This is a genomic window from Pseudomonas fluorescens (assembly GCF_001623525.1).
Lineage (GTDB): Bacteria > Pseudomonadota > Gammaproteobacteria > Pseudomonadales > Pseudomonadaceae > Aquipseudomonas > Aquipseudomonas fluorescens_Q.
In genome coordinates this window covers 3,967,619-3,989,725 of record NZ_CP015225.1, presented here as the reverse complement: position 1 = coordinate 3,989,725, position 22,107 = coordinate 3,967,619, and the positions used below count along the sequence as shown (strand labels likewise).

Genomic DNA, 22,107 nt, shown 5'->3' with positions numbered 1-22,107 from the left:
GCCCATGCTGACGTCTGCTCGCGCCCGTTTCTATGGATTTAATCTCGGAATTCCGCTGGTCTGTGCTGTCGTGGTGTTCTTGCTGTTCGACATGACCCACCTCGACATCGCCATCAGCGATCTTTTCTACGATCCGTTGCACCAGGTGTTTCCATTGGGGCGCGTGCGATTGTTCGAGCAAATCACCCACAAATGGGCGAGGGTCATTCCGAACTGGACCGGCGAGGCGGCCATTGTCGGTGTGCTGTTGTCGCTCTTCTGGCCGATCTTCCAACCGCCAAAGCGCCCTGGACTGCTTCGCCTGCTGGATAAAGCCCGGCTGAGCAAACCACTACGTCTTGCCCACAAGCACCGTCGCGATTTCCTCTATGTGGTCTTCGCCTTTTCCCTCAGCACCGGGGTGATCCATTACCTCAAGGGCCACACCAGCGTGTACTGCCCGGTGGAAACCACCCAATACGCCGGCAAGATCGAGCACAAGGAGTGGTTCCAGAATTTCGACCTGCTGAAAGTTGCCGGTGACGGTCGCTGCTGGCCCGGCGGTCATGCGTCCGGCGGCTTCACGATGCTGGCGCTGTATTTCGTTGCCCGCCGTTACCGCTGGCGTCATTCGAAAGCCTTGATGCACGGGGCGCTGGCCCTGGGGTTTGTCTACGGCACGACGCGGGTCCTGCAGGGCTGGCATTACATGTCCCACACGTTCTGGGCGGGGATTTTTGTCTGGTTGAGTTGTTGGCTGATGGCGTTGCTGTTTTATGGGCGCGCGGCTTTGGAGCAGCCCGTGTTGAAACCACCGCGAGCGACGCAAGCGGCTGCCGTGCCTGCGTCGGGCAACGCACATTCGTCAGCTTGAATGCCAGGCAAAAAAAAGCCCGCTGGGAGAGCGGGCTAAAACCTTAGTTTCTTGAATGAGCGAGGCGACTGTACCCAATCACGCGGGGGCGTGGGGTGAAGAAAAGTTCATGAGGCCAGCTCCTTGTCAGACCTCATGCCCTTGTACGCTGCTCACCTGAGATCAAACCGATCCAGGTTCATCACCTTGACCCACGCCGCGATGAAGTCCTTGACGAACTGCTCCTGGGCATCCGGGCTGGCATAGACTTCGGCCAGGGCCCGCAGCTGCGCGTTGGAGCCGAAGACCAGGTCAACGCGAGTGCCGGTCCATTTGACTTGGCCGGTCTTGCGGTCGCGAGCTTCGAAGGTTTCCTGGGTGTCGGAAAGGGCTTTCCATTCCACGCCCATGTCGAGCAGGTTGACGAAAAAGTCGTTGCTCAACGTCCCTGGCCGTTGGGTAAAGACACCGTGCGCAGTGTGGCCGACGTTGGTATCCAGTACCCGCAGGCCGCCAATCAGTGCCGTCATTTGCGGGGCAGTGAGGGTCAGCAGTTGTGCCTTGTCGATCAGCAGCGCCTCGGCGGACACGCGGTACCGGCCCTTGAGGTAGTTGCGGAAACCATCGGCGATGGGCTCGAGAAAACCGAACGACTCGACGTCCGTCTGTTCCTGGCTCGCGTCCATGCGTCCTGGCGTGAAGGGTACCGTCACGCTGAGCCCGGCATTTTGGGCCGCCTGTTCGATGCCGGCGCTGCCAGCCAGCACGATCAGGTCCGCCAGGGAGATTTTCTTGCCGTCGGATTGGGCGGTGTTGAACTCATCCCGGAGCTTTTCCAAGGTCGCCAGCACTTGAGCCAGTTGTTCGGGCTGGTTGGCCGGCCAATCTTTCTGCGGGGCCAGGCGCAGGCGGCCACCGTTGGCACCGCCGCGTTTGTCGGAACCCCGGAAGGTGGAAGCCGCGGCCCACGCGGTAGACACCAGTTGTGAAACCGTGAGGCCCGAGGCCAGTAGCTTGCCTTTGAGGGCCGCGATGTCGCTGTCGTTGACCAGCGGATGGTCGACCGTGGGGATAGGGTCTTGCCACAGCAGTTCTTCGTTGGGCAGTTCCGGGCCGAGGTAGCGTGAGAGCGGGCCCATGTCGCGGTGGATCAGCTTGAACCAGGCGCGGGCGAAGGCGTCGGACAACTGGTCCGGGTTGGCCAGGAAGCGCCGGGAGATTTTTTCGTAGATCGGGTCGAAGCGCAGCGCCAGGTCGGTGGTCAGCATCGTTGGATTACGCCGTTTGGCCGGGTCATGGGCATCGGGGATGATGCCCGCGCCTGCGCCGTTTTTCGGCGTCCATTGATGCGCGCCTGCCGGGCTCTTGGTCAGTTCCCATTCGAAGCCGAACAGGTTCTCCAGATAGTTGTTGCTCCAGCGGGTGGGCGTGGTGGTCCAGGTGACTTCCAGGCCACTGGTGATGGTGTCGGGCCCCTTGCCGGTGCCGAAGGTGCTCTTCCAGCCCAGGCCTTGCAGCTCCAGGCCAGCGGCTTCGGGCTCGGCACCGACATTGTCCGCAGGTCCGGCGCCGTGGGTCTTGCCGAAGGCGTGGCCGCCGGCAATCAGTGCCACGGTTTCTTCGTCGTCCATCGCCATGCGGGCGAAGGTTTCGCGAATATCCAGCCCGGCGGCGACCGGGTCCGGTTGGCCCTCGGGGCCTTCCGGGTTGACGTAGATCAGCCCCATCTGCACGGCGGCCAGCGGGTTCTCCAGGTTGCGCCCCTCGTCGGTGCGGCTTTCTTCGTTGCCGGGCTCGGCCACCAATTGGCCTTCACCGGGGTCTTGCATGGCGGCTTTGTCGGGCTTGCCGTAGCGAACATCGCCCCCCAGCCATTTGTTTTCCGAACCCCAGTAGACGTCTTCATCCGGCTCCCAGACATCGGCGCGGCCACCGGAAAAACCGAAGGTCTTGAAGCCCATGGATTCCAGCGCGACGTTGCCGGTGAGGACGATCAGGTCGGCCCAGGAGATGTTGCGACCATACTTCTGCTTGATCGGCCACAGCAGCCGACGCGCCTTGTCGAGGCTGACGTTGTCGGGCCAGCTGTTGAGCGGAGCAAATCGCTGCTGGCCGGAACCCGCCCCACCGCGCCCATCACCGGTGCGGTAGGTGCCTGCACTGTGCCAGGCCATGCGGACAAAGAGCGGTCCATAGTGGCCGAAGTCTGCCGGCCACCAGTCTTGCGAGTCGGTCATCAGTGCATTCAGGTCTTGTTTCAAGGCCTGGAAGTCCAGGCGCTTGAACGCTTCGGCATAGTTGAAATCCTCGCCCATCGGGTCGGACAGCGAGGAGTGCTGGTGCAGGATCTTCAGATTCAGTTGGTTTGGCCACCAGTCGCGGTTCGTCGTGCCACCGCCAGCGGCGTGATTGAACGGGCATTTCGATTCGTTTGCCATGAGAAGCTACCTTTGGTCGTATTCATCCAGCTATCCGGCCCGGCGAGGCTTCGAATAGCGACAGGCGAAATACACAGGGCGCAGGGCTCACAGTTCGCTCAACTGATCATGTTCGGCCTCGCTGCAATATCTAATTGCTAGCACGGTGGCCCACGGTAAGCCCAGTACGTTTCTGAACGCTTCGTATCTCTTGTCAGGTTTCACGGGCCGGATTACACCAGCCTGAATTCAGGCTAGTCCTCCTTTGCCAGATAGCTAATAGGCGCAGTATTAACGGTCGATAGGGATAATCTTTTATCGAAGCCAGGCGGCGAGGCAGATGATATGAATGGCGCCTGCCGTGACGGACCCAATAATGAACAAATGCCCGCGCAGCACGGCCTTCCACGAAGCGGGTCATGCCCTGGCCTTTTGGTGGAACGGTCAACCGATAAAACGCATCACCGTGCGTACCAAGGCTGAAGCCTGCACGGGACCTCTGTTTGACCTGCGCGGCAACCCTCAATACGCAGAAGGGTTGGTGGAAGCTGATTATCTGGTCGCGTGCCCAGCCTTCGACGCCCCGGGGATCGCTGAATTCCTGCCCTCGATGGTCGATGCCATTGAACGTGACCTGCTCCATTGCTTCGCCGGGCCAGTGGCCGAAGCGGTCTACCGGCACCGCCGGTCCGACCGGTTGATCAGGGGCAGCGGCCGCGGTGACCTGGACCGGGGGCGCGAACTGATCAGCCTGCTGCCACCGCGCAAGCTGCTCGACGCCCAAGCCCAGGCTATCGCCCGCTGCAGTTGCCTGGTGCACCGTTACTGGCCGGCGGTCAGCGCCGTGGCGGGCTTTCTGCAAGAGCATGGCACGGTTGAAGGGAACGCCGTCACAGCGCTGCTGTGCGAGATGACCGGGGAGCGGCCGATCTTGCTTGGCCATCAAGTGGCAAGCCTCGATTCGTGATCAAGGCGTTGCCACTGGTCCTATCCGGCTCGGATGAAAGCCACTACGCGTTAGCGTTTCACTGTTTCCTCAAGAGAGAAGCGCCCCAGTGGGTTTTGTTGGAAGTGCTCGATGTTCTTGCGCGAAATATTGATGTACGGGCTGTAGTAGAGATCGATCCAGTTGACGTCCTGCTTGGCGATTGCCTGAAGGTCGGTATACATCTGCTTGCGCTTGGTCGGGTCCACTTCTACCCGCGCCGCCGCGACCAGATCCTTGACCTTGTCGTTCTTGTAGCGGGTCATGTAATTCATGTTGGTGTCATGTCCCAGGACGAAGGTGGTCTTCTGGTCCGGGTCGAGGATGTCGTTGGTCCAGTACATCACGGACAGATCGTAATCGCCGTCGATCAGCATTTGCCAACTCTGGGTTGGGTCGACTTTCTGCAAGGTGGCTGTCACGCCAACGGCGGCGAGCTGTTGCTGGACCAGCACGGCGATCTGCTCGTCGGCTTCATTGCCCGCATTGACCACATAGTTGAGCTTCAGGCCTGAGGCGCCTGCATCCGCCAGCATTTTCTTGGCTTTTTCCGGGTCGTACGGGCGCTGCAGATTATCGGCATTGTGATAAAGCGCGCCTTTAGGAATGTAGGAATAAGCCACCTGGCCATGGCCGAACGTCACGGTATCGACCAGGGATTTTTTGTTGATCGCAAGGTCCAGGGCCTGACGTACTTCAGGCTTGCCCAGCAGTCCATGCTCATGGTTGATCAGCAGATGATCCTCACGGGTGGAGGGATCCATGTGTACAACCAGGTTGGGATCTTTCTTCAGGGTTTCGACGCGCGAGAAGGGCACGAAGATCGCCGAGTCCAGTTCACCGGCCTGTACCTTCAACATCCGCGTATTGTCATCCGGGATGGAGATCCATTCCACGCCATCCAGGCTCACCTTGTCGGCCTGCCAGAAGTTGGGGTTCTTCTCCAGCACCACGCGATCACCGCGTAGCCACTCCTTGACGATAAAGGTGCCTGAGGCAACGGGGTCCTGGGCATAGGCTTCCTCACCCATTTTCTCCATGGCCTTTTGCGACAGGATGGAGACGTTGGGCAACGCCAGCTGCGCGAGGAAGGGCACTGAAGGGCTCGTGAGTGTCACCACCAGTGTCTGTGGGTCGGGTGCTTGGGCCTTGTCGATAATCTTGTAGGAGTCGCTCCACAGCGACCCTTTGTTGTCGCGGATGCGCAACAGACTGAACGCTGCATCGCTGGCGGTAATCGGTGAGCCGTCGGAGAACTTGGCCGAGCGTAGTTTGAAGGTATAGGTCATGCCATCGTCGGAAACCTGCCAGCTTTCGGCCAGCCCCGGTACCAGCTTGGTGCCAGTGTTGTCGACGCGCACCAATACGTCGTAGACATTGGAGAACACCCAGTTATCACGGTTCTGCGCGCTTTTGATCGGGTCGAACGTCGTACTTTCTTCCCGACAACCGATGGTCAGCACGCCTGCTGCCTGGGCGACACCGGCCGCCAGTGTGCAAACGGTCAACGTCGCGGCGGTCAGCAACTTCAAATGTTTCGATCGCATGGTCAAACTCCCTATTGATGAATGTTTTTTAGAGCAATGGCTCTCCGAGCACACAGCTATAACGATGTCCATTGATGTCATGGATGGGGGGCGGCGTTTTCGCGCAGATGGGTTGTGCATACCGGCAGCGCGGGTGAAAAGCGCAGCCGGATGGAAGGTTCAGGGGGCTGGGTGGCTCGCCAGGCAGGGGGGCGCTCAGCAACGGTCGAGTCGGGTCGATGTGTGGAATGGACTGGATCAGCGCGACGGTATAAGGATGCCGCGGGTTGCTGAACACGGCCTCCGTGGGTCCTTGCTCGACGATCTCGCCGAGGTACATCACGGCGACCCGATCACAGAGCCGCCGAACGATCGCCAGGTCGTGAGCGATGAACAGAATCGCCAGGTTCATGCGCTGTCGCAGCTCCAGCAGCAGGTTGATGATCTGGCCCTGGATGGAAACGTCCAGCGCGGCCACGCATTCATCGGCGATGATCAACCGTGGCTCGATGGCCAGTGCACGCGCGATCCCCACACGTTGGCATTGACCGCCACTCAACGAACCCGGTTTGCGGTCGGCCAGCTCCGGTCGCAGGCCGACCAGGTTCAGCAGTTCATCGACCCGCTGGCGAATCAGCGATGCAGGAATCGCACAGCGCACTCGCAGCACTTCAGCCAGGGTGTCGCCGATGCTCATTCGCGGATTGAGGGCGGTATAAGGGTCCTGGAAAATCATCGCGGTTTCGTGGCGCAGTCGCTCGATGTCGATCCGCTTGCCTTGAGCCATATCCACGCCATCGAACAGGATTTGTCCGGCGCTGACCTCAGTGAGGCGCAAGATGGCCCGACCCAGGGTGCTCTTGCCACTGCCCGACTCCCCCACCAGCCCAAGCACCTCCCCGGGGGCCAGGCTCAGCGACACACCGTTGACGGCTTTCACCCATTGCCTGTGGATCCCGAACGGACCACTGCCAGGGGCGGCGAAGCGCACCTGCAGATCCTTCACGTGCAACAAGGTCATGACGAGGCACCCACTGGCAGCGGGTAATGGCAGGCGACCCGATGTGCCTCTGCCGTGACTTGCATCTGTGGCAACAGCCGCGTGCACTGGCTGCCCTGCTGAAGGCAGCGTGGGTTGAAGCGGCAACCGCTGGGCAGCGCATCCAGCAGAGGCGGCTGGCCGGCGATGGTTTTGAGCATGGCATGGCCGGCGCTGGTAGCCGGTTGGCAGTCGATCAGGGCCGCCGTATAGGGATGTCGTGGGTGAGCCAGCAGATCAAGCTTGTTGCCGTGTTCGCAGAGCCGACCGGCGTACATCACCGCGATGGAATCACAGGTCTGGGCGACGATCCCCAGGTCGTGGGTGATCATGATGATGGACAGCCCGCGCTGGTCGCGCAAATCCAGGAGCAGGCGCAGGATCTGTGCCTGTACCGTGACATCCAGGGCGGTGGTCGGCTCATCGGCGATCAGCACCTGGGGGTTGCAACCCAATGCCACGGCGATCATGGCGCGTTGACGCATGCCACCGGAAAACTCATGGGGATAACTGTCGACCCGCGTTAGCGGATCGGGAATGCCCACCTGGCGTAACACATCAATGGCCTTCGCCCGTGCTTCACGCTTGGACGCTCCCTGATGCAGGCGTATGCCCTCGCCGATCTGTTCGCCGATTCGCATCAACGGGTCAAGATGACTGCCGGGATTCTGAAAAATCATCCCTAATCGCCGACCCCGTATGCCCCGCATGCCGGCTTCATCCAGCGATAGCAGATCCTCACCGGCAAGGCGCAGGGCCTTGCCCTGGACCCGCAGGTTTGCAGAGGGCAGCAAGCGCATCAAGGCCCGGCAGGCCATCGTCTTGCCTGAGCCGCTTTCACCCACCAGACCGAGGATTTCGCCTTTGGCCAGGTCAAATGACACTCGATCCACCAGCGTGACCTCGTCCTCACCGTGGCCGGCGATCACGCTGAGGTCCTCGACGTGCAGCACCGGTGTGCTCATGGGCGTTCTCCGAGGTGCTCGGCGACACCGTCGGCTAGCAGGCTGAAGCCCATGGCCAGGGTGACGATCGCCAGTCCCGGGAAGGTGCAGATCCACCAGGCGTTGGTGATAAAACTCTGGCCTTCGGCGACCATCGTGCCCCACTCGGCGGTGGGTGGCTGGACCCCCAGGCCGAGGTAGCTGACCGCCGCCCCATTGAGCAGTACCAGCACCGCATCGGACATGGAAAACACGATCGAACCGAACATGGCATTGGGCAACAGGTGCCGAAACAGAATGCGTCCATGACCGAAGCCCAGGCTTTTGGCCGCCAAGGCGAAGTCGCTCTGCTTGAGCACCAGGATCTGCGAACGGATCAGCCGTGCATAGGACACCCACCCCACCAGGGCCATCGCAATATAAAAGCTGCCCAGGCCGGGGCCGAGGATGGCCATGATTGCCAACATCAGCACCAGGAAGGGGAAGGCCAGAATAATATCGATCAGGCGCATGCAGATCGTGTCGAACCGGCCACCGATATAGCCGGCCAAGGCGCCGACGCAAGTGCCGATCAAGAACGGGAAAACCACCCCGATCACGGAGATCTGCAAGTCGATGCGCGCGCCCCAGATCACTCGGGAAAGAACGTCGCGGCCGAAATTGTCGGTGCCGAACGGATGGGCCAGGCTCGGCCCCAACAGGCGGATATCGGTGTTCTGGGCAATCGGGTCGAAGGGCGCGACCCAGGGGGCGAAGAGGGCGAGCAACAGCCAGCCAAACAGAATCGCCAGGCCGAGCACGGTGGCCAGGCGACCGTTGCGCAAGCCGAAACGCAGCGCAAGACGCCAGGTGGGACTGAGGGCTTGGCCGCTCATCGCATGTTCACCCGCGGGTCGATCATCACGGTCAGCACATCGGCGAGGAAGTTGACCGTGACGGTGGCGAGGGCCAGCACCATGGCCACGCCTTGGACCACCATGTAGTCGCGGGTAAAAATGCCGCGTACCAGCAATTGGCCGATGCCGGGAATGGCAAACAGACTTTCGATGACCACCGTGCCGCTGATCAACCAGCCGATGTTCACCGCCAGCAGGTTGACCGCCGGCACCAGGGAGTTGGGCAGCACATGCCGACGAAATATCGCCCGCTCGGACAAGCCCCGGGCCCGTGCGGCGGTGGCATGATCGGCTTGTAGCTCCATGAGCATGCTGGCGCGCAGGTTGCGCACCAGCACGGCGGAGAGTGCCAAGGCAATGGTCAGGCACGGCAAAACCATGTGATGCAGTTTGTCCCAAGCGGTGCGTCCATAGCCTGAGACCGGGAACAGTCCCAACTGCACACTGAGCAGCAGGATCAACATGATGCCTAGCCAAAACGCCGGCATGCCGAGCCCTGCCGTGGTAAACAGGCGAATCAGGTGATCCTGCCAACCGCCCTTGTTGCGTGCCGCCACCGTTGCCAGCGGCACGGCAATCAGCAGCGCCAGCAGCACGCTGCCGAGCACCAGGAACAGGGTTGGCTCAATGCGGGTACTGATCAGTTGCAAGGCATCGACTTTGTAGAGCAGCGATTGGCCGAGATCGCCTTTGAGCAGGTTCTTGAGAAAGTAGAAGTACTGCATCCACAACGGCTGGTCGAGACCGTACTGGGCACGAATCCTGATCAGCGCCTCCGGCGTGCTGCGCGAGCCCAGCAGGGCCCGGGCGGGGTCCCCGGGGATTGAGCGCACGAGCACAAAGGTGATCATGCTGATGCCAAACAGCACGGGCAATAGCTGTAGCGGGCGCGACAGTATGAAACGGTAGCGCGCCAGGTTCATGGGCTAGTTCCGGTGGCGGTGCAGAAAATCCAGCAGAACTGGGAAATAGGCGTGGGGCTCTTCGTAGAACGGCATGTGGCTGCTGTTGGGGAACACATTCAGTTGTACATCCTTGAGCGCCATTTTCATGCGCATTGCACAGGCTGGCGTCAGTTCATCATGTTGACCGGTGGTAATCAGCACGGGCATTTCGAAGCCGGCCATCTGCTCGATGCGATTCCAGTCCTTGAGATTGCCGGTATAGAGAAATTCGTTGGGGCCCTGCATGGTCATGTAGGGCCCCATGTTCCAGTCGCCCAGGGAACGTGTCACCGGCGCTGGCCACTCGTCCAGACGGCAGACATGACGATAGTTGAGCAGGGTGATGGCCGCCTGGTATTGCGGATGATCCAGGGTGCCCGAGGCTTCATGGCGCTGCATCATCGCGACGGTCTCACTGCCCAGGGCAGCCCGCAGACGCTCCAACTCCAGGGACAGGTGAGGAATATCGCCGGCGGTATTTTCCAGGATCAGGGTTTTCAGCGATTGAGGGTGATGAATGGCGTACTCGATCGCCAGCCAGCCACCCCAGGAGTGCCCCAGCAGGTGCACTTTGCCCAGGTCGAGGGCTTGGCGGACGGTCTCTACCTCCGCCACATAACGGGTGATGTCCCACAGGGATTCGTCAGTAGGCCTGGCCGAGGCGCCGGTGCCCAACTGGTCGAAAGCGATGACCCGCAAGCCCTTTTCCTTGAGCCAGCCATGGCTGTCACGCAGATAATCGCAAGGCAATCCCGGGCCGCCATTGAGGCACAGCAGCACCTCGTCGCCGTCGCCAAAGCCATAGGCCACCAGACGATGACCATCGACTTCCACGTCGTACCGCTGGTCTGGCTCGATCTCACGCCACATCATTGCTCTCCTGCTCAGGTGCCGCTTTGGCTAAACCTTACCGAGGAAGCTACGCGCCCATAAGCTAGCAATTCTTATAGGTTTGATCTGGCATTCCCTCGCTCAGGCGTGGCATTCTACTTGCACGATTTCAGGATTGAAATTAATACGGGAGCTGAATGGATGCAGGCCAAGCTGTCTGACTTCAATACCCGTCTTTTGTCTGGCAGGAGCCTGGACGAACAGATGGATAACACCCTGGGGATGGTCCAGGCGCTAGGCTTTGAAGCCTTGGTGTACGACTACAGTCCGGTGCCGCTGGATCATGATGGGGCACTGATCACCCCGACTGTGCTGAAGTTGCGCAATACCCCCCGTGATTGGCACTCGCTCTGGTGTGAAGAAGGTTATTACCAGATCGACCCCGTCCAGCATCTGGCAATCAATGCCATTTCTCCTTTTGTCTGGTCCTATCGACCGGAGGCCGACACGGTGCTGCAGCCGTTCATCGGCCAGAGTCATGCACCGGTCGTGAGCTACCTGCAGGATTCGCGCATGACCTGCGGCGTGACGGTGCCGATGCATTTGCCCAAAGGCGGCTTTGCGACATTGACCGGGCTGCGCGCCGATACGAAGGGGAGCACCCTGCAGGATGTCCGGCAAACGCTGGGCGACTTCAGCCTGATTTCCCATGCCCTGCAAGAGGCGGCTTTTCCGCTGCTCGGCAAGGAAGCCCGCGCATGCCCGGTTCGCCTGACCAAACGAGAGCGTGAGTGCTTGAGGTTAGCCGCTGACGGGTTGACGGCGGCGGACATCGCCAGGCAACTGAATCGCTCCTTGGCCACCATCACCCTCCACCTGACTTCTGCCATGCACAAGCTCGGCGCCAGGAATCGGGTCCAAGCCGTGGTCAGGGCGGTGCATTATCGGTTGCTCGATAGCTGAAATCGGGCAAAAACCTATCTGTTTCTCTAGTTATTCCGCCAGCCAGTCCCCGGTATCGTGTGCGGCAGGTTTTCTAGGGAGCGGCACGAAATGGATCTTCCCGTAACGCACGAAGGCTTTGCGCCTTTTGGTCCGTATCAGACCTGGTATCGCATCACTGGCGATTTCAGCAGCGGCCGTACGCCGCTGCTGATCCTGCATGGCGGCCCGGGCTGTACACACGATTATGTCGATGCCTTCAAGGATATTGCCAACAGTGGCTATCCGGTGATTCATTACGACCAACTGGGCAATGGGCGTTCTACCCATCTTCCGGAGAAAGACCCCTCGTTCTGGAACGTGGCGCTCTTTCTCGATGAGTTGGCGAACCTGCTGGATTATCTGGGCATTGGCGACAACTATGCACTGTTGGGGCAATCCTGGGGCGGCATGTTGGCCAGCGAACATGCGGTGCTCCAGCCCGCGGGCTTGCGCGCGTTGATTATCGCCAACTCCCCGGCGGATATGTCCACCTGGCTCCTTGAAGTCAATCGCTTGCGCCAGCTTCTACCCATTGAGGTGCAGCAAACACTGCTCAAGCACGAGCGGGCTGGAACCTTGACGTCTACCGAGTATTTTGAGGCCGCTCGGGTTTTCTACGACCGTCATGTCTGCCGTATCACGCCCTGGCCCGATGACGTCGCCCGTACCTTTGCCCAGATCGATGCCGATCCTACCGTTTATCACGCCATGAATGGTCCCACCGAATTCCATGTGATCGGCAGCATGAAGGACTGGTCCATCACCGATCGCTTGCCTCGGATCAGCGTGCCGACCCTGCTGATTTCAGGCCGATACGATGAAGCGACGCCGTTGGTGGTCAAACCCTATGTGGATCATGTGCCCGACATTCGCTGGGCGTTGTTCGAACACTCCAGCCATATGCCCCATATCGAGGAGCGGATGGCTTGCATGGGAACCGTGGTGAGTTTCCTGGATGAGTGTTTGTAGGCGTCTGCGCAATCCGAGCAGTCGTTTTTGTTGTGTTTTCAGACGCGTCCTGTGAGACGCGTCTCTTTTTTGAGTGGAAAATTCCCGCTCTCTTGAACCGAAAGCGATATGCAGGGTCTGGTGTGCGCGCATTGCTGTGCATGCCTGCTGTCATTTCTGTATCGAGGGATCGAACATGTCCGTATTCGCCTTAGGGACGAGGCTAGTCGTTGCGTCGCTGTGTTTTCTAGCGATGAACATTGCCGTCGCCGCGCCAACCCCCGGTGACACGGACCTGATCCGTGAACGTCAGGATCGCCTGCTCGAAGAGCAGCGCCGGCGCCTGGAAGAACTCAAGGACCTGCCCGGCAAGGAGGCGAAGCCGACTCAGCCGACGGCCCCTGTCGATACCCGTTGCTTCCCGATCAAGACCATCGAGCTCAAGGGCGCCGATGCTCTGTCCGATGCGGAGCGCGAACGCCTGCTCAAACCTTACATCGGCCAATGCCTGGGCGTGCCGCAGCTTAACGAGCTGCTCAAAGTCATTACTGACCATTATCTCGACAAAGGCCTGGTCACCAGTCGCGCCTACTTGCCGCAACAGGACCTGTCCAGCGGTCACCTGCAAGTGCTGGTCGTCGAGGGCCGCCTGGAAGGCTTGAAAGGTGCCGAGAACAGCCAGTTGTCGGACCGTGAGTTGGCGATGGCGTTTCCCGGCAAAACCGGCGAACTGCTCAACCTGCGTGAGATGGAGCAGATGGTCGATCAGATGAACCGTTTGCCGTCCAACCGTGCACAAATGGAACTGACGCCGGGGCAGAACATCGGCGGCAGCGAAGTGCGGGTCAATAACACCCCGCAAAAGCCTTGGCGCGCCGGCCTGTCACGGCATAACGAAGGGCAGAAAAGCACCGGCGAGCAGCAATGGGGCGCCTCCCTGGACTGGGACAGCCCCTTGGGCCTGGCTGACCAACTGGCCTTGCGCGGCGGCCACGATGCCGTCAGCGACCATCAGAAAACCTCACGCAATGGCATGCTCTATTACAACCTGCCGTTTGGCTGGTGGAACCTGAGCTACACCTACAGCCAAAGCGAATACCGCGCCGTGGGCCAGGCCAACGGCTTCAATTTCAAGCAGAGCGGCGACAGCCAGAACCATCAGGTGCGCCTGGAGCGGGTGGTCCATCGTGACGCGGTGAGCAAGACCTCACTCAACACCGGCCTTTCGTACCTGCGCACCAACAACTTCATCGAAGACAGCAAGCTTGCCGAAAGCAGCAATCGCATCAGCGAGGCGCAGTTCGGCATCAACCATGGCCGGCGGATCGGCAATGCCTTCGTCAACCTCGACCTGGGCCTGCAACAAGGTATCGGTGCTCTCGATGCCCAGGGCGATCATGAACCGGGGCCGGGGTTGCCGGATGCGCGCTACCGCAAATACACCGCGACCCTCAGCTATTTGCAGCCCTTCATGCTGGGCGGCGAGTCCTTCAGCTTCAGCAGCCTGATGACCGGCCAGCGCAGCGAAGACGTGCTGTTCAGCCCCCAGCGCATGAGCCTGGGCGGCCTGTCGTCGATTCGTGGCTACAAGGACCAGACATTGTCCGGCGACAGCGGCGGCTACTGGCGCAACGACCTGCGCTGGAGCCGTCCGGTGACCGTGGAATGGCTGCGCCCGGTGTTCGCCGAATATGGCACCAGCCTCGGTTATGACCAGGGTGTGATTCGTGGCGATCGCTACAACGGTGATCAGCATGGGCGCATGTCGAGCAACTCGCTGGAGCTGTTCGCCCGCGGTGAGCACCTGAACGCCAGCGTCACCTTCGCCCACTCCCTGGAACGTCCGGATGCCCTGCCCGAGCGCGAAGCGCCGATCTACTTCCGCGTGGATGTATCCATTTAATTTCTGCTGCAACGAGACCTGATCATGGACGACCGCCAACACGCCTTCCTGGCCCGCCAGCCTTCTGCTGCCCTGCAAAACCGCGACGCCTTCTGGGGCATGCCCAAACGCGGCCTGGCGTTCCTGTTGGCCAACGTCATGTTCTGGCAGCCGATGTGGGCCCAGGCCGATGGGATCGTGGTCAGCGCGCCGGGCACCAGCCTCGGTCAGGCGGGCAATGGCGTGCCCATCGTCAACATCGCCAAGCCCAATGGCAGCGGTCTGTCCCACAACCGGTTCAAGGACTACAACGTCGGCAGCAACGGCGTAATCCTCAACAACGCCACCAACCCGGCCCAGGCCACGCAACTGGGCGGGATCATCCTCGGCAACCCGAACCTCCAGGGCACGGCCGCCACCACCATCCTCAACGAAGTCAACGGCGGCAACCCGAGCCAACTGCGCGGCTACACCGAAGTGGCAGGGCAGTCGGCCCACGTCATCGTCGCCAACCCCTACGGCATCAGCTGTAACGGCTGCGGTTTCATCAATACCCCAAAGGCGACCCTGACCACCGGCAAGCCGATCATCGAAAACGGCCAGGTGAGCCGCTATCAGGTGGACCAGGGCAGCGTCGCCATCGAAGGCGCGGGCTTGAACGCGAACAACGTCGACCGCTTCGAAATCATCACCCGCAGCGCCAAGATCAATGCCGAGATTCAGGCGAAGAACCTGACCATCGTGGCCGGGCGCAATGACGTTAATGCCAATACTCTCAACGCCACTGCCCGGGCCGACGACGGCAGTGCCAAACCCGAATTGGCCATCGACTCCTCGGCGTTGGGTGGGATGTACGCCGGCGCGATCAAACTGGTGGGCACCGAGGCCGGAGTCGGGGTGAAGCTGGACGGCAAGATGGTTGCCAGTGGCGGGGATATTCAGCTGGATGCCAATGGGCATTTGAGCCTGGCGCAGACGGCTGCTGCCGGTGCCATCGACATCAAGGCCAAAAGTCTGGAAACCCAGGGGCAGGTGTACGCCGGTAGCCGCCTGGACGTGAAGACCCAGGGCGACCTGACCAGCCAGAACAACCTGGTGGCGCGCGACAGCATTCACCTCGACAGTGGCGGCACGCTGAGCAACAACGGCATCATCGAAGCCGGCGTCAATGCCGATAACAGCCGCAATACCACGGGCGATGTCACCCTCACGGCCAAGCAACTGAACAACGGCGGCAAAACCGTCATTGCCAGTCGCGACCTGAACGTCACGACCAGCACTGCGCTGAACAACCAGGGCGGCACCCTCAGCGGCCAGCGCAAGACCACCGTCACCGGCAACGCTGTGGATAACCGCAACAAAGGCCGCATCCTCGGCAACACCGAACTGCATCTGACCGCCGATCAAGTTCTGAACAGCCAGGGCGGCCTGATCAATAGCCAGGGCCTTCTGACGGCCAACCTGGGCCATCTGGAAAACAATGCCGGTGAATTATCCAGCCTGAACAGCGCGACCCTGATCCTCGGCAGCCTGGATAACTTGACCGGCCTGGTCATGGCCGGCAAGACCCTCGACATCACCAACGCGGGCGCGATCAACAACCAGGGTGGTGAGCTGTCCAGCCAAGGCATCGTGACCGTGCGCACCGACAGCCTGGACAACCGTAGCAAAGGCACCGTCGCCGCCAATGGCAAGCTGCTGGTCACGGCGAGCGGCAAGGTCAACAACGCCGACCAAGGCCTGATCGCCAGCCGCAGTGCCGACGTCGAACTCAAGGCCGCCAGCCTGGACAACGCCAAGGGCACGCTGCAAGGCAAGGGCCTGGTGACCGTGGATGTCGCGGGCGATATCGACAACCAGGGCGGTAGCATCATCGCCCAGGACGCCAAGCTGAGTGTCTTCGCGACCAATCTGGACAACCGCGGCGGTGTGCTGTCCAGCGTCAAGGCGGCACTGGAGGCGCGGGCCACGGGTGTGCTGAAAAACGGTTATGACGTGAGCCGTCGGAGCGGCACGATCCAGGCCCAAGGACTGAATATCCAAGCCTTGGCCGGGCTGTTCAACGACGGCGGGCGCCTGGCCGCGCAAGCGGGCGATATCGTGATCAGCAACGCGGGCGCGGATATCGACAATCGCAGCGGCGGGATGTATGCCACCGGCAAGGTCCAGGTCATTGGCCGGGGCATGGACAACCGCGGCGACGGGCAGGTCAGCGCCAGTCGCATCGACTTTGACCTTTCGGGCGCGCTGAACAACAACGCGGGCATCATCGAAAGCCAGGACAGCCTGGATATTCTTGCCGCCAGCCTGAGTAACCAGAAAGGCCAACTGCGCACCCTGGGCAAGAACAGCACCACGGCGTTCAGCATCGGAGGTCTGTTCGATAACAGCGACGGCACCCTCGAAACCGCCAGTCAAGATGTGGGCTTCGACACCGGCAGTGTCCAGAACGTGGGTGGCAAGCTGCTGCACACCGGCCTGGGACTGTTTGGCATCAGCCAGGCCAACCTGGGCCAGGCGGGTGGGCAACTGGTGACCTACGGCAACCTGACGGTGACGGCCGACCGCTGGACCAACAGCACCGCGATCCAGGCCGGGCACCTGGTGGTTCATGTCGATCAGTTGACCCAGACGGCCACCGGCCAGTTGCTCAGCGCCAACAGCATGGAAGGCCGTGGCAGCAACTGGCGCGTCGATGGCCTGATCGGCAGCGATGGGGCGATCGACCTGCAACTGACCGGCGCCTACGCAGGCAACGGCCGCTTGAGCAGTCTCGGCACCTTGGGCCTCAAGGCCGCGCTGATCAACCTGGAGCAAAACGGCAGCATCGCCGGCGGCGGCAGCACAAGCCTCGTGGTCGATGGTGTCCTCAACAGCTACGGTCGCCTGACCTCGGCGGCGGACATGAACGTCACTGCCGCCACGCTCAACAACTACGGCGCCCTCGGCAGTGCTGGCGCGCTCGGCGTATCGACCGGCGACCTGCTCAACGAGCACGGGTTGATTTTCAGCAGCGGCAATACCAGCCTGCGCGTCAATAGCCTGACCAACCGCTATGCCGATATCTACAGCCTCGGTGATCTGAGCATCGATCGCGATGGCCTCGGCACACGTGCCAGCCGCATCCTCAACAGCTCCGGCACGCTGCAGAGCGACGGCAACATGCGCCTGGCGGCCAACACCGTCGACAACGTCCGTGAGGTCTTGACCACCCACGACGCCGGCATCTACACCGCCTCGATCAGGGAAGTGGCCTGTATCGAAGGGGTTAACGCCGGCGACTGCAGCGGTGGCAAGGAAAACCACGTCTGGCAGATCATCCAGCGCGACAAGTTCGAAGTCACTGCAGCCAGCTCCGCCTCCAGCATCACCACCGGCGGCAACCTGGACATCCAGGGCGACACCCTGACCAACCAGAGCAGCAGCATCGGTGTCGGCGGCGCATTGACCGCCAACCTCGTCAGCTTGAATAACATTGGCATCGAGACCGGCGAGATCGAAACCTCGCGCACCTTCATGTCCGAGCGCACGCGCAGCCCGGGAGGCTGGCGCGCCGCCGCCAATGACTTCACCAACAAGTACTGGTTGCAGAGCCCAGGCTACAACGCCAATGACCTGGGTGGCCTCGAGGCAGCGATGAGCCGCTTCATCGGCATGACCGAGCGCGAAATCCCCGCGCTTGGCTCGCAGACCGCCACCACCGACAACCAGACCTATGCCGCGATTATCCAGGCCGGCGGCGCAGTCGATGTCCGCACCTCGGGCAACACCGACAACAGCGTCGTGCGTGGCGGCTACAACTACGTCGGTGCCGGCCCGCGTACCGACACCCAGGCCGACAACGCCTTCTCGACCCGCGTCAGCGTCAATCGGCAACTGCCCCCCAGCCTGACCCAGCAACAGGTCGATCCGCTGGCCTTGCCGGGCTTTGACTTGCCAACCGGGCAAAACGGCCTGTTCCGCATGAGCGGCGACGCCTCGACCACGCCGACCCAAGGCTCAGGGTTGACCCAGGTGCGCGGCCTGCCCGACAGCTCGTTCCGGACCAACCCGCAAAAATACCTGATCGAGACCAACCCGGCGCTGACCGACATGCGCCGCTTCATGAGCTCGGACTACCTGCTGACGAACCTCGGCTACGACCCCGACGTCGCCGCCAAGCGCCTGGGTGACGGCTTCTACGAACAACGCCTGATCCAACAAGCCGTGATCGCCCGCACCGGCCAACGCTTCCTCGACGGCCAGACCTCCGACGACGGCATGTTCAAATACCTGATGAACAACGCCATCGCCAGCAAGGACGCGCTGAACCTGTCCCTGGGCGTCAGCCTCACCGCCGAACAAGTCGCGGCCCTGACCCACGACATCGTCTGGATGGAAACCCGGACGGTGAACAACGAGCAGGTGCTGGTGCCGGTGCTCTACCTGGCCCAGGCCAACAACCGCCTCGCGGCCAATGGCGCGCTGATCCAAGGCGCCGACGTCAGCCTGATCGCGGGTAAAAACCTGAACAATGCGGGCACCTTGCGTGCGTCCAGCAACCTGAGGGCGACGGCAGGCGACAGCTTGGTCAACAGTGGGTTGATGGAGGCGGGGGGCGGTTGGATGCGTTGGCGAGTAATAACCTGACTAACAGGGCGGGTGGGGTTATTGCTGGGCGGGATGTCAGTGTTGTGGCTTTGACTGGCGACGTGACTAACGAGCGAACTGTTACCACCCACGAAAGCAGCAGCGGCTACCGTACTGAACGCGCCGACTTCATCGACAGCGCCGCCCGTATCGAAGCGGCCAACAACCTGACCATCAGCGCAGGACGTGACATCAATAGTGTCGGCGGCGTGCTGAAAAGCGGCGCCGACACCGCCCTCAATGCCACACGCGACGTCAATCTCATCGCCGCCGAACGCATCAACAGCGGCACACGCGGTCGGCATCGCGACCAAGACATCAAGCAATACGGCTCCAGTCTCGACAGCGGCCGCGACGTGATCGTCAACGCAGGTCGCAACCTCACCGTTGTCGGCAGTCACATCGATGCCAAGCGCGACGTTGCCATGGCTGCCGAGGAAAATCTGACCTTCGCCTCAGCAGCGGATGAGCAGCACTCGTACGGTAAGAGCAAGAAGGTGACTAGCCAGGAGGATCACGTCAGTCAGGTGTCCTCGACGGTTAATGCGGGGCGCAACGTTGTAATGAGTGCGGGGCAGGATTTGGCGATGATCGCCAGCAAGGTCAGCGCTGCAAACGAGGCCTATTTCGTGGCGGGTGGCAAGCTTGAGCTGCTGGCTGCGCAGAACAGCGACTATTCGCTGTATGACATGAAGAAGAAGGGTGGTTGGGGGAGTAAGAAGACACAGCGGGATGAGGTGACCAAGGTTACGCATGTGGGCAGCCAGATCATCACGGGTGGTGATTTGACTTTGCTCAGTGGGAGTGACCAGCGTTACCAGGCGGCCAAGCTGAACAGTGGTGGTGACCTGACGTTGCAAAGCGGCGGCTCGATTACCTTCGAGGGTGTTAAGGATCTGAGCCAGGAAAGCCATACAAAGAGCAGTTCCAGTCTGGCTTGGAACTCGATGAAGGGCAAAGGCCACACCGACGAAACCTTGATTCAGAGCCAATTGCAGGCTCAGGGGAACTTGGCCATCAAAGCTGCCGATGGCTTGAACATCGATATCAAACACATCAACCAGAAAACCGTTAGCCAAACCATTGATGTCATGGTCAAGGCCGATCCGAAGTTAGCCTGGCTCAAGGAGGCCGAGCAGCGAGGGGATGTGGATTGGCGGTTGATCAAGGAAACTCACGAGTCATTTAAATACAGCCACTCGAGTCTGGGACAGGGCGCGATGTTGGCGATCATTATCATCGTCACGGTGTTGACCGCTGGTACTGGAACCGCAGCTACAGTTGGCGCTAGTGCTGGCACCGCAGCGTCTGGGGCGGCTGCGGCGGCAGGTGCGTCCGCTGCCACGGCTGCGACTGTAGGCGCTGCTGCGTCGGCTGCCGCAACGGCGAGTTTTTCGGCAGCAGTCGCGCAAACGGCGGTCAGCACGATCAACAACAAGGGTGATTTGGGCGCGACCTTCAAAGACGTCTTTTCATCAGAGAGTCTGAAAGGCTATGTAATCGCCGGGATCACGGCTGGTTTTACCAAGGGCGTCATCGATCCCGCGCTTGGCGGCAATACCGTGCCGTTTAATAACCTCACAAGGGGTTTTGATTTAAATACTCTTCAAGGATTAGGTGGTTTTGCGCTGCATGCCGGGGCTCAGGGTGTTGCGGGAGGAGTCATCAAAACCGCCATCAATGGAGGAAGCTTCGGCCAGAACATCACTGATGGGCTGGTCTATCAGGCGGGTACCGTCGCGGCAGCTACAACGTTCAATTTTGTCGGTGGTTATGCGCAAGACCATTGGCAGGCCGCGAAGAATGCGGGTGATACCACAGGCATGGCCATGTGGGCCGAAGGCGGCGTCGCTCGTACTGCCATGCACGCGTTGGCAGGGGGGGCGATTTCCAGTGCTACCGGTGGTGACTTCAAGACCGGCGCCATTGCGGCGGGTGCCAGCCAAGCCATGGCTGGGGAGCTTAATTCCATTTTCGATACACAGCCCGAGCTACGACAAGCGGTCTCTCAGGTTGTCGGTTTGACGGCAGCCGGTCTTGCTGGTGGCGATGTCGAGAAAGCTTCTTGGGTCGCGTTGATGGCTGACGAATACAACCGTCAGCTTCACCAGAAAGAGACAGTTGCACTTGAGAAATTACAAAAGGAAACGCCTGAAAAAGCTTATGAGCTGAAAGCGGCTGCGTGTGCTTTGGTTCATTGCTCTGCTTCGGTACCTGTGGATGATCCAAACTACCAAGTTGTTAAAGCGCTTGAAGCGGATGGAAAGGGGTTCACTGGTGCTCAAAGTGCGCTGATTGCTACCGGTGCCTATGACGAATATTCGAAATGGGACCAAGCCAACGATGATTTGCTGCTTAACGATAAGGAGCTCAGACAGTCATCCCAGGCGAGCCGCGCGGTACTCGGCGCGATAGGCGCCGCGGCAGGATTCGGCGGCGCGATACTCTCCACGCCTGCTTGTGTCACTGGAGCCGGATGCGCTATACCTGCGCTCTCCGGTTTGGGCGGCGCGGCATCGTTTGTTGATGGGTGGCAGGCCACAGGGCAGCTGTTTGCTCCTTACGATTACACGCAAGGAAGCAAGGTACTCGCGTCCTTCAACAGCGCAACCTACCCTGGAGATGTAAACCCACTCCGCGACTATGGGACCGAAGCCGCTAAGGCGGCGATGGAAATAGCGTTGCTCAAGGGCGCTGGGAAGTACCTTGATGGGAGCGGGGCGTCGGTACTGGTTTCGGATGCGAAAGCGACTGTCTCTAAAAATCCCAATGCAATCGGTGCGCTGACTGATTCAGAGACGGGTACGCTGGTTGAAAGGAATGTTCTAGAGACGAATCCCAAAGTAATAAATCAAAGCGAACCAGAAGTCCTTGCAAAGGTTAATAACGGACGCAGTCCATATTCTGAGTTAAACGGTGCAATAGGGGAGGCTCGTGGCTGGAATCAGGCTATTGAGTCAGGGCACACACCTATTTCGGGACCTGGAAAAGCGTCACTACCAGGTGCAGATTACATTACGTATGATCCATCATCGCGATCTGTGATCGTCTGGGACGCCAAATATCGTGCTCCTGGAGGAAGCTATCCGACCTCCTTGTCAGATTCAAAGTTACAGGCCTGGCAATCAGAGATCATAAATTCCGTTAAAAATATGCCGGAGGGGCAGGCCAAAGTAGCCGCAGAGAACGCTCTTAAGGCTGGTAGGGTCGAAGGTCGAATATTCAAATGGCCACAATAGGTTTGAGGTAT

General features: G+C 60.5%; 14 protein-coding genes. 7 read left to right on the top strand and 7 right to left on the bottom strand.

Features of this window, described 5'->3' with window-relative positions:
* The first annotated feature begins 4 nt into the window (after positions 1-4).
* Entirely contained in the window at positions 5-853 is an 849-nt protein-coding gene (locus TK06_RS17200; protein WP_063323049.1) for a phosphatase PAP2 family protein, read from the top strand.
* Positions 854-1,005: 152 nt separating this feature from the next.
* Here TK06_RS17200 and katG read toward each other — a convergent pair whose 3' ends face one another.
* Positions 1,006-3,270 (bottom strand): catalase/peroxidase HPI, encoded by a 2,265-nt coding sequence (gene katG / locus TK06_RS17195; RefSeq protein WP_063323048.1) that lies wholly within the window; start codon positions 3,268-3,270, stop codon positions 1,006-1,008.
* Between the two features lie 355 nt (positions 3,271-3,625).
* Here katG and TK06_RS17190 point away from each other — a divergent pair, with 355 nt between their 5' ends.
* Positions 3,626-4,216: a hypothetical protein gene (locus TK06_RS17190; protein WP_063323047.1), complete on the top strand. Its 591-nt coding sequence runs from the start codon at positions 3,626-3,628 to the stop codon at positions 4,214-4,216.
* Positions 4,217-4,266: 50 nt separating this feature from the next.
* Here TK06_RS17190 and TK06_RS17185 read toward each other — a convergent pair whose 3' ends face one another.
* Genes TK06_RS17185 through TK06_RS17160 form a run of 6 tightly spaced genes read right to left on the bottom strand, consistent with a single transcriptional unit; the run spans position 4,267 to position 10,453 of the window.
* Positions 4,267-5,781 carry an ABC transporter substrate-binding protein gene (locus TK06_RS17185; RefSeq protein WP_063323046.1) on the bottom strand — a complete coding sequence of 505 codons (1,515 nt, stop codon included), beginning with the start codon at positions 5,779-5,781 and terminating at the stop codon, positions 4,267-4,269.
* 28 nt (positions 5,782-5,809) lie between these two features.
* On the bottom strand, positions 5,810-6,781 hold the full coding sequence (locus tag TK06_RS17180; RefSeq protein WP_063323045.1) for an ABC transporter ATP-binding protein: 972 nt from the start codon (positions 6,779-6,781) through the stop codon (positions 5,810-5,812).
* Positions 6,778-7,764, bottom strand: coding sequence for an ABC transporter ATP-binding protein (locus TK06_RS17175; RefSeq protein WP_063323044.1), 987 nt, complete (start codon positions 7,762-7,764; stop codon positions 6,778-6,780). Before TK06_RS17175 ends, TK06_RS17180 begins: the two co-directional genes overlap by 4 nt.
* Positions 7,761-8,618 (bottom strand): ABC transporter permease, encoded by an 858-nt coding sequence (locus TK06_RS17170; RefSeq protein ID WP_063323043.1) that lies wholly within the window; start codon positions 8,616-8,618, stop codon positions 7,761-7,763. Before TK06_RS17170 ends, TK06_RS17175 begins: the two co-directional genes overlap by 4 nt.
* Positions 8,615-9,562 carry an ABC transporter permease gene (locus TK06_RS17165; RefSeq protein WP_063323042.1) on the bottom strand — a complete coding sequence of 316 codons (948 nt, stop codon included), beginning with the start codon at positions 9,560-9,562 and terminating at the stop codon, positions 8,615-8,617. The genes TK06_RS17170 and TK06_RS17165 overlap by 4 nt, the downstream gene beginning before the upstream one ends.
* Before the next feature lie 3 nt (positions 9,563-9,565).
* Positions 9,566-10,453 (bottom strand): proline iminopeptidase-family hydrolase, encoded by an 888-nt coding sequence (locus TK06_RS17160; protein ID WP_063323041.1) that lies wholly within the window; start codon positions 10,451-10,453, stop codon positions 9,566-9,568.
* A gap of 162 nt (positions 10,454-10,615) precedes the next feature.
* On the opposite strand from TK06_RS17160, the gene TK06_RS17155 reads away from it, so the two are divergent.
* The 5 genes from TK06_RS17155 (at position 10,616) to TK06_RS33515 (ending at position 22,096) form a co-directional block, all read left to right on the top strand.
* On the top strand, positions 10,616-11,377 hold the full coding sequence (locus TK06_RS17155; protein ID WP_063323040.1) for a LuxR family transcriptional regulator: 762 nt from the start codon (positions 10,616-10,618) through the stop codon (positions 11,375-11,377).
* Positions 11,378-11,467: 90 nt separating this feature from the next.
* Positions 11,468-12,367: a proline iminopeptidase-family hydrolase gene (locus TK06_RS17150; RefSeq protein WP_063323039.1), complete on the top strand. Its 900-nt coding sequence runs from the start codon at positions 11,468-11,470 to the stop codon at positions 12,365-12,367.
* 175 nt (positions 12,368-12,542) lie between these two features.
* On the top strand, positions 12,543-14,249 hold the full coding sequence (locus tag TK06_RS17145) for a ShlB/FhaC/HecB family hemolysin secretion/activation protein (protein ID WP_063323038.1): 1,707 nt from the start codon (positions 12,543-12,545) through the stop codon (positions 14,247-14,249).
* A gap of 24 nt (positions 14,250-14,273) precedes the next feature.
* On the top strand, positions 14,274-18,857 hold the full coding sequence (locus TK06_RS33520; RefSeq protein WP_428993583.1) for a filamentous hemagglutinin N-terminal domain-containing protein: 4,584 nt from the start codon (positions 14,274-14,276) through the stop codon (positions 18,855-18,857).
* A complete protein-coding gene (locus tag TK06_RS33515) occupies positions 18,830-22,096 on the top strand; it encodes a DUF637 domain-containing protein (RefSeq protein ID WP_428993582.1) in 3,267 nt (1,088 codons plus the stop codon). The genes TK06_RS33520 and TK06_RS33515 overlap by 28 nt, the downstream gene beginning before the upstream one ends.
* Positions 22,097-22,107: the final 11 nt, after the last annotated feature.

Coding starts and splice junctions, on each gene's coding strand:
- TK06_RS17200 (WP_063323049.1), top strand. CDS start 5: ATGCTGACGTCTGCTCGCGCCCGTTTCTATGGATTTAATCTCGGAATT.
- TK06_RS33520 (WP_428993583.1), top strand. CDS start 14,274: ATGGACGACCGCCAACACGCCTTCCTGGCCCGCCAGCCTTCTGCTGCC.
- TK06_RS17155 (WP_063323040.1), top strand. CDS start 10,616: ATGCAGGCCAAGCTGTCTGACTTCAATACCCGTCTTTTGTCTGGCAGG.
- TK06_RS17180 (WP_063323045.1), bottom strand. CDS start 6,781: ATGACCTTGTTGCACGTGAAGGATCTGCAGGTGCGCTTCGCCGCCCCT.
- TK06_RS17185 (WP_063323046.1), bottom strand. CDS start 5,781: ATGCGATCGAAACATTTGAAGTTGCTGACCGCCGCGACGTTGACCGTT.
- TK06_RS17190 (WP_063323047.1), top strand. CDS start 3,626: ATGAACAAATGCCCGCGCAGCACGGCCTTCCACGAAGCGGGTCATGCC.
- TK06_RS17175 (WP_063323044.1), bottom strand. CDS start 7,764: ATGAGCACACCGGTGCTGCACGTCGAGGACCTCAGCGTGATCGCCGGC.
- TK06_RS17160 (WP_063323041.1), bottom strand. CDS start 10,453: ATGTGGCGTGAGATCGAGCCAGACCAGCGGTACGACGTGGAAGTCGAT.
- katG (WP_063323048.1), bottom strand. CDS start 3,270: ATGGCAAACGAATCGAAATGCCCGTTCAATCACGCCGCTGGCGGTGGC.
- TK06_RS17170 (WP_063323043.1), bottom strand. CDS start 8,618: ATGAGCGGCCAAGCCCTCAGTCCCACCTGGCGTCTTGCGCTGCGTTTC.
- TK06_RS17145 (WP_063323038.1), top strand. CDS start 12,543: ATGTCCGTATTCGCCTTAGGGACGAGGCTAGTCGTTGCGTCGCTGTGT.
- TK06_RS17165 (WP_063323042.1), bottom strand. CDS start 9,562: ATGAACCTGGCGCGCTACCGTTTCATACTGTCGCGCCCGCTACAGCTA.
- TK06_RS17150 (WP_063323039.1), top strand. CDS start 11,468: ATGGATCTTCCCGTAACGCACGAAGGCTTTGCGCCTTTTGGTCCGTAT.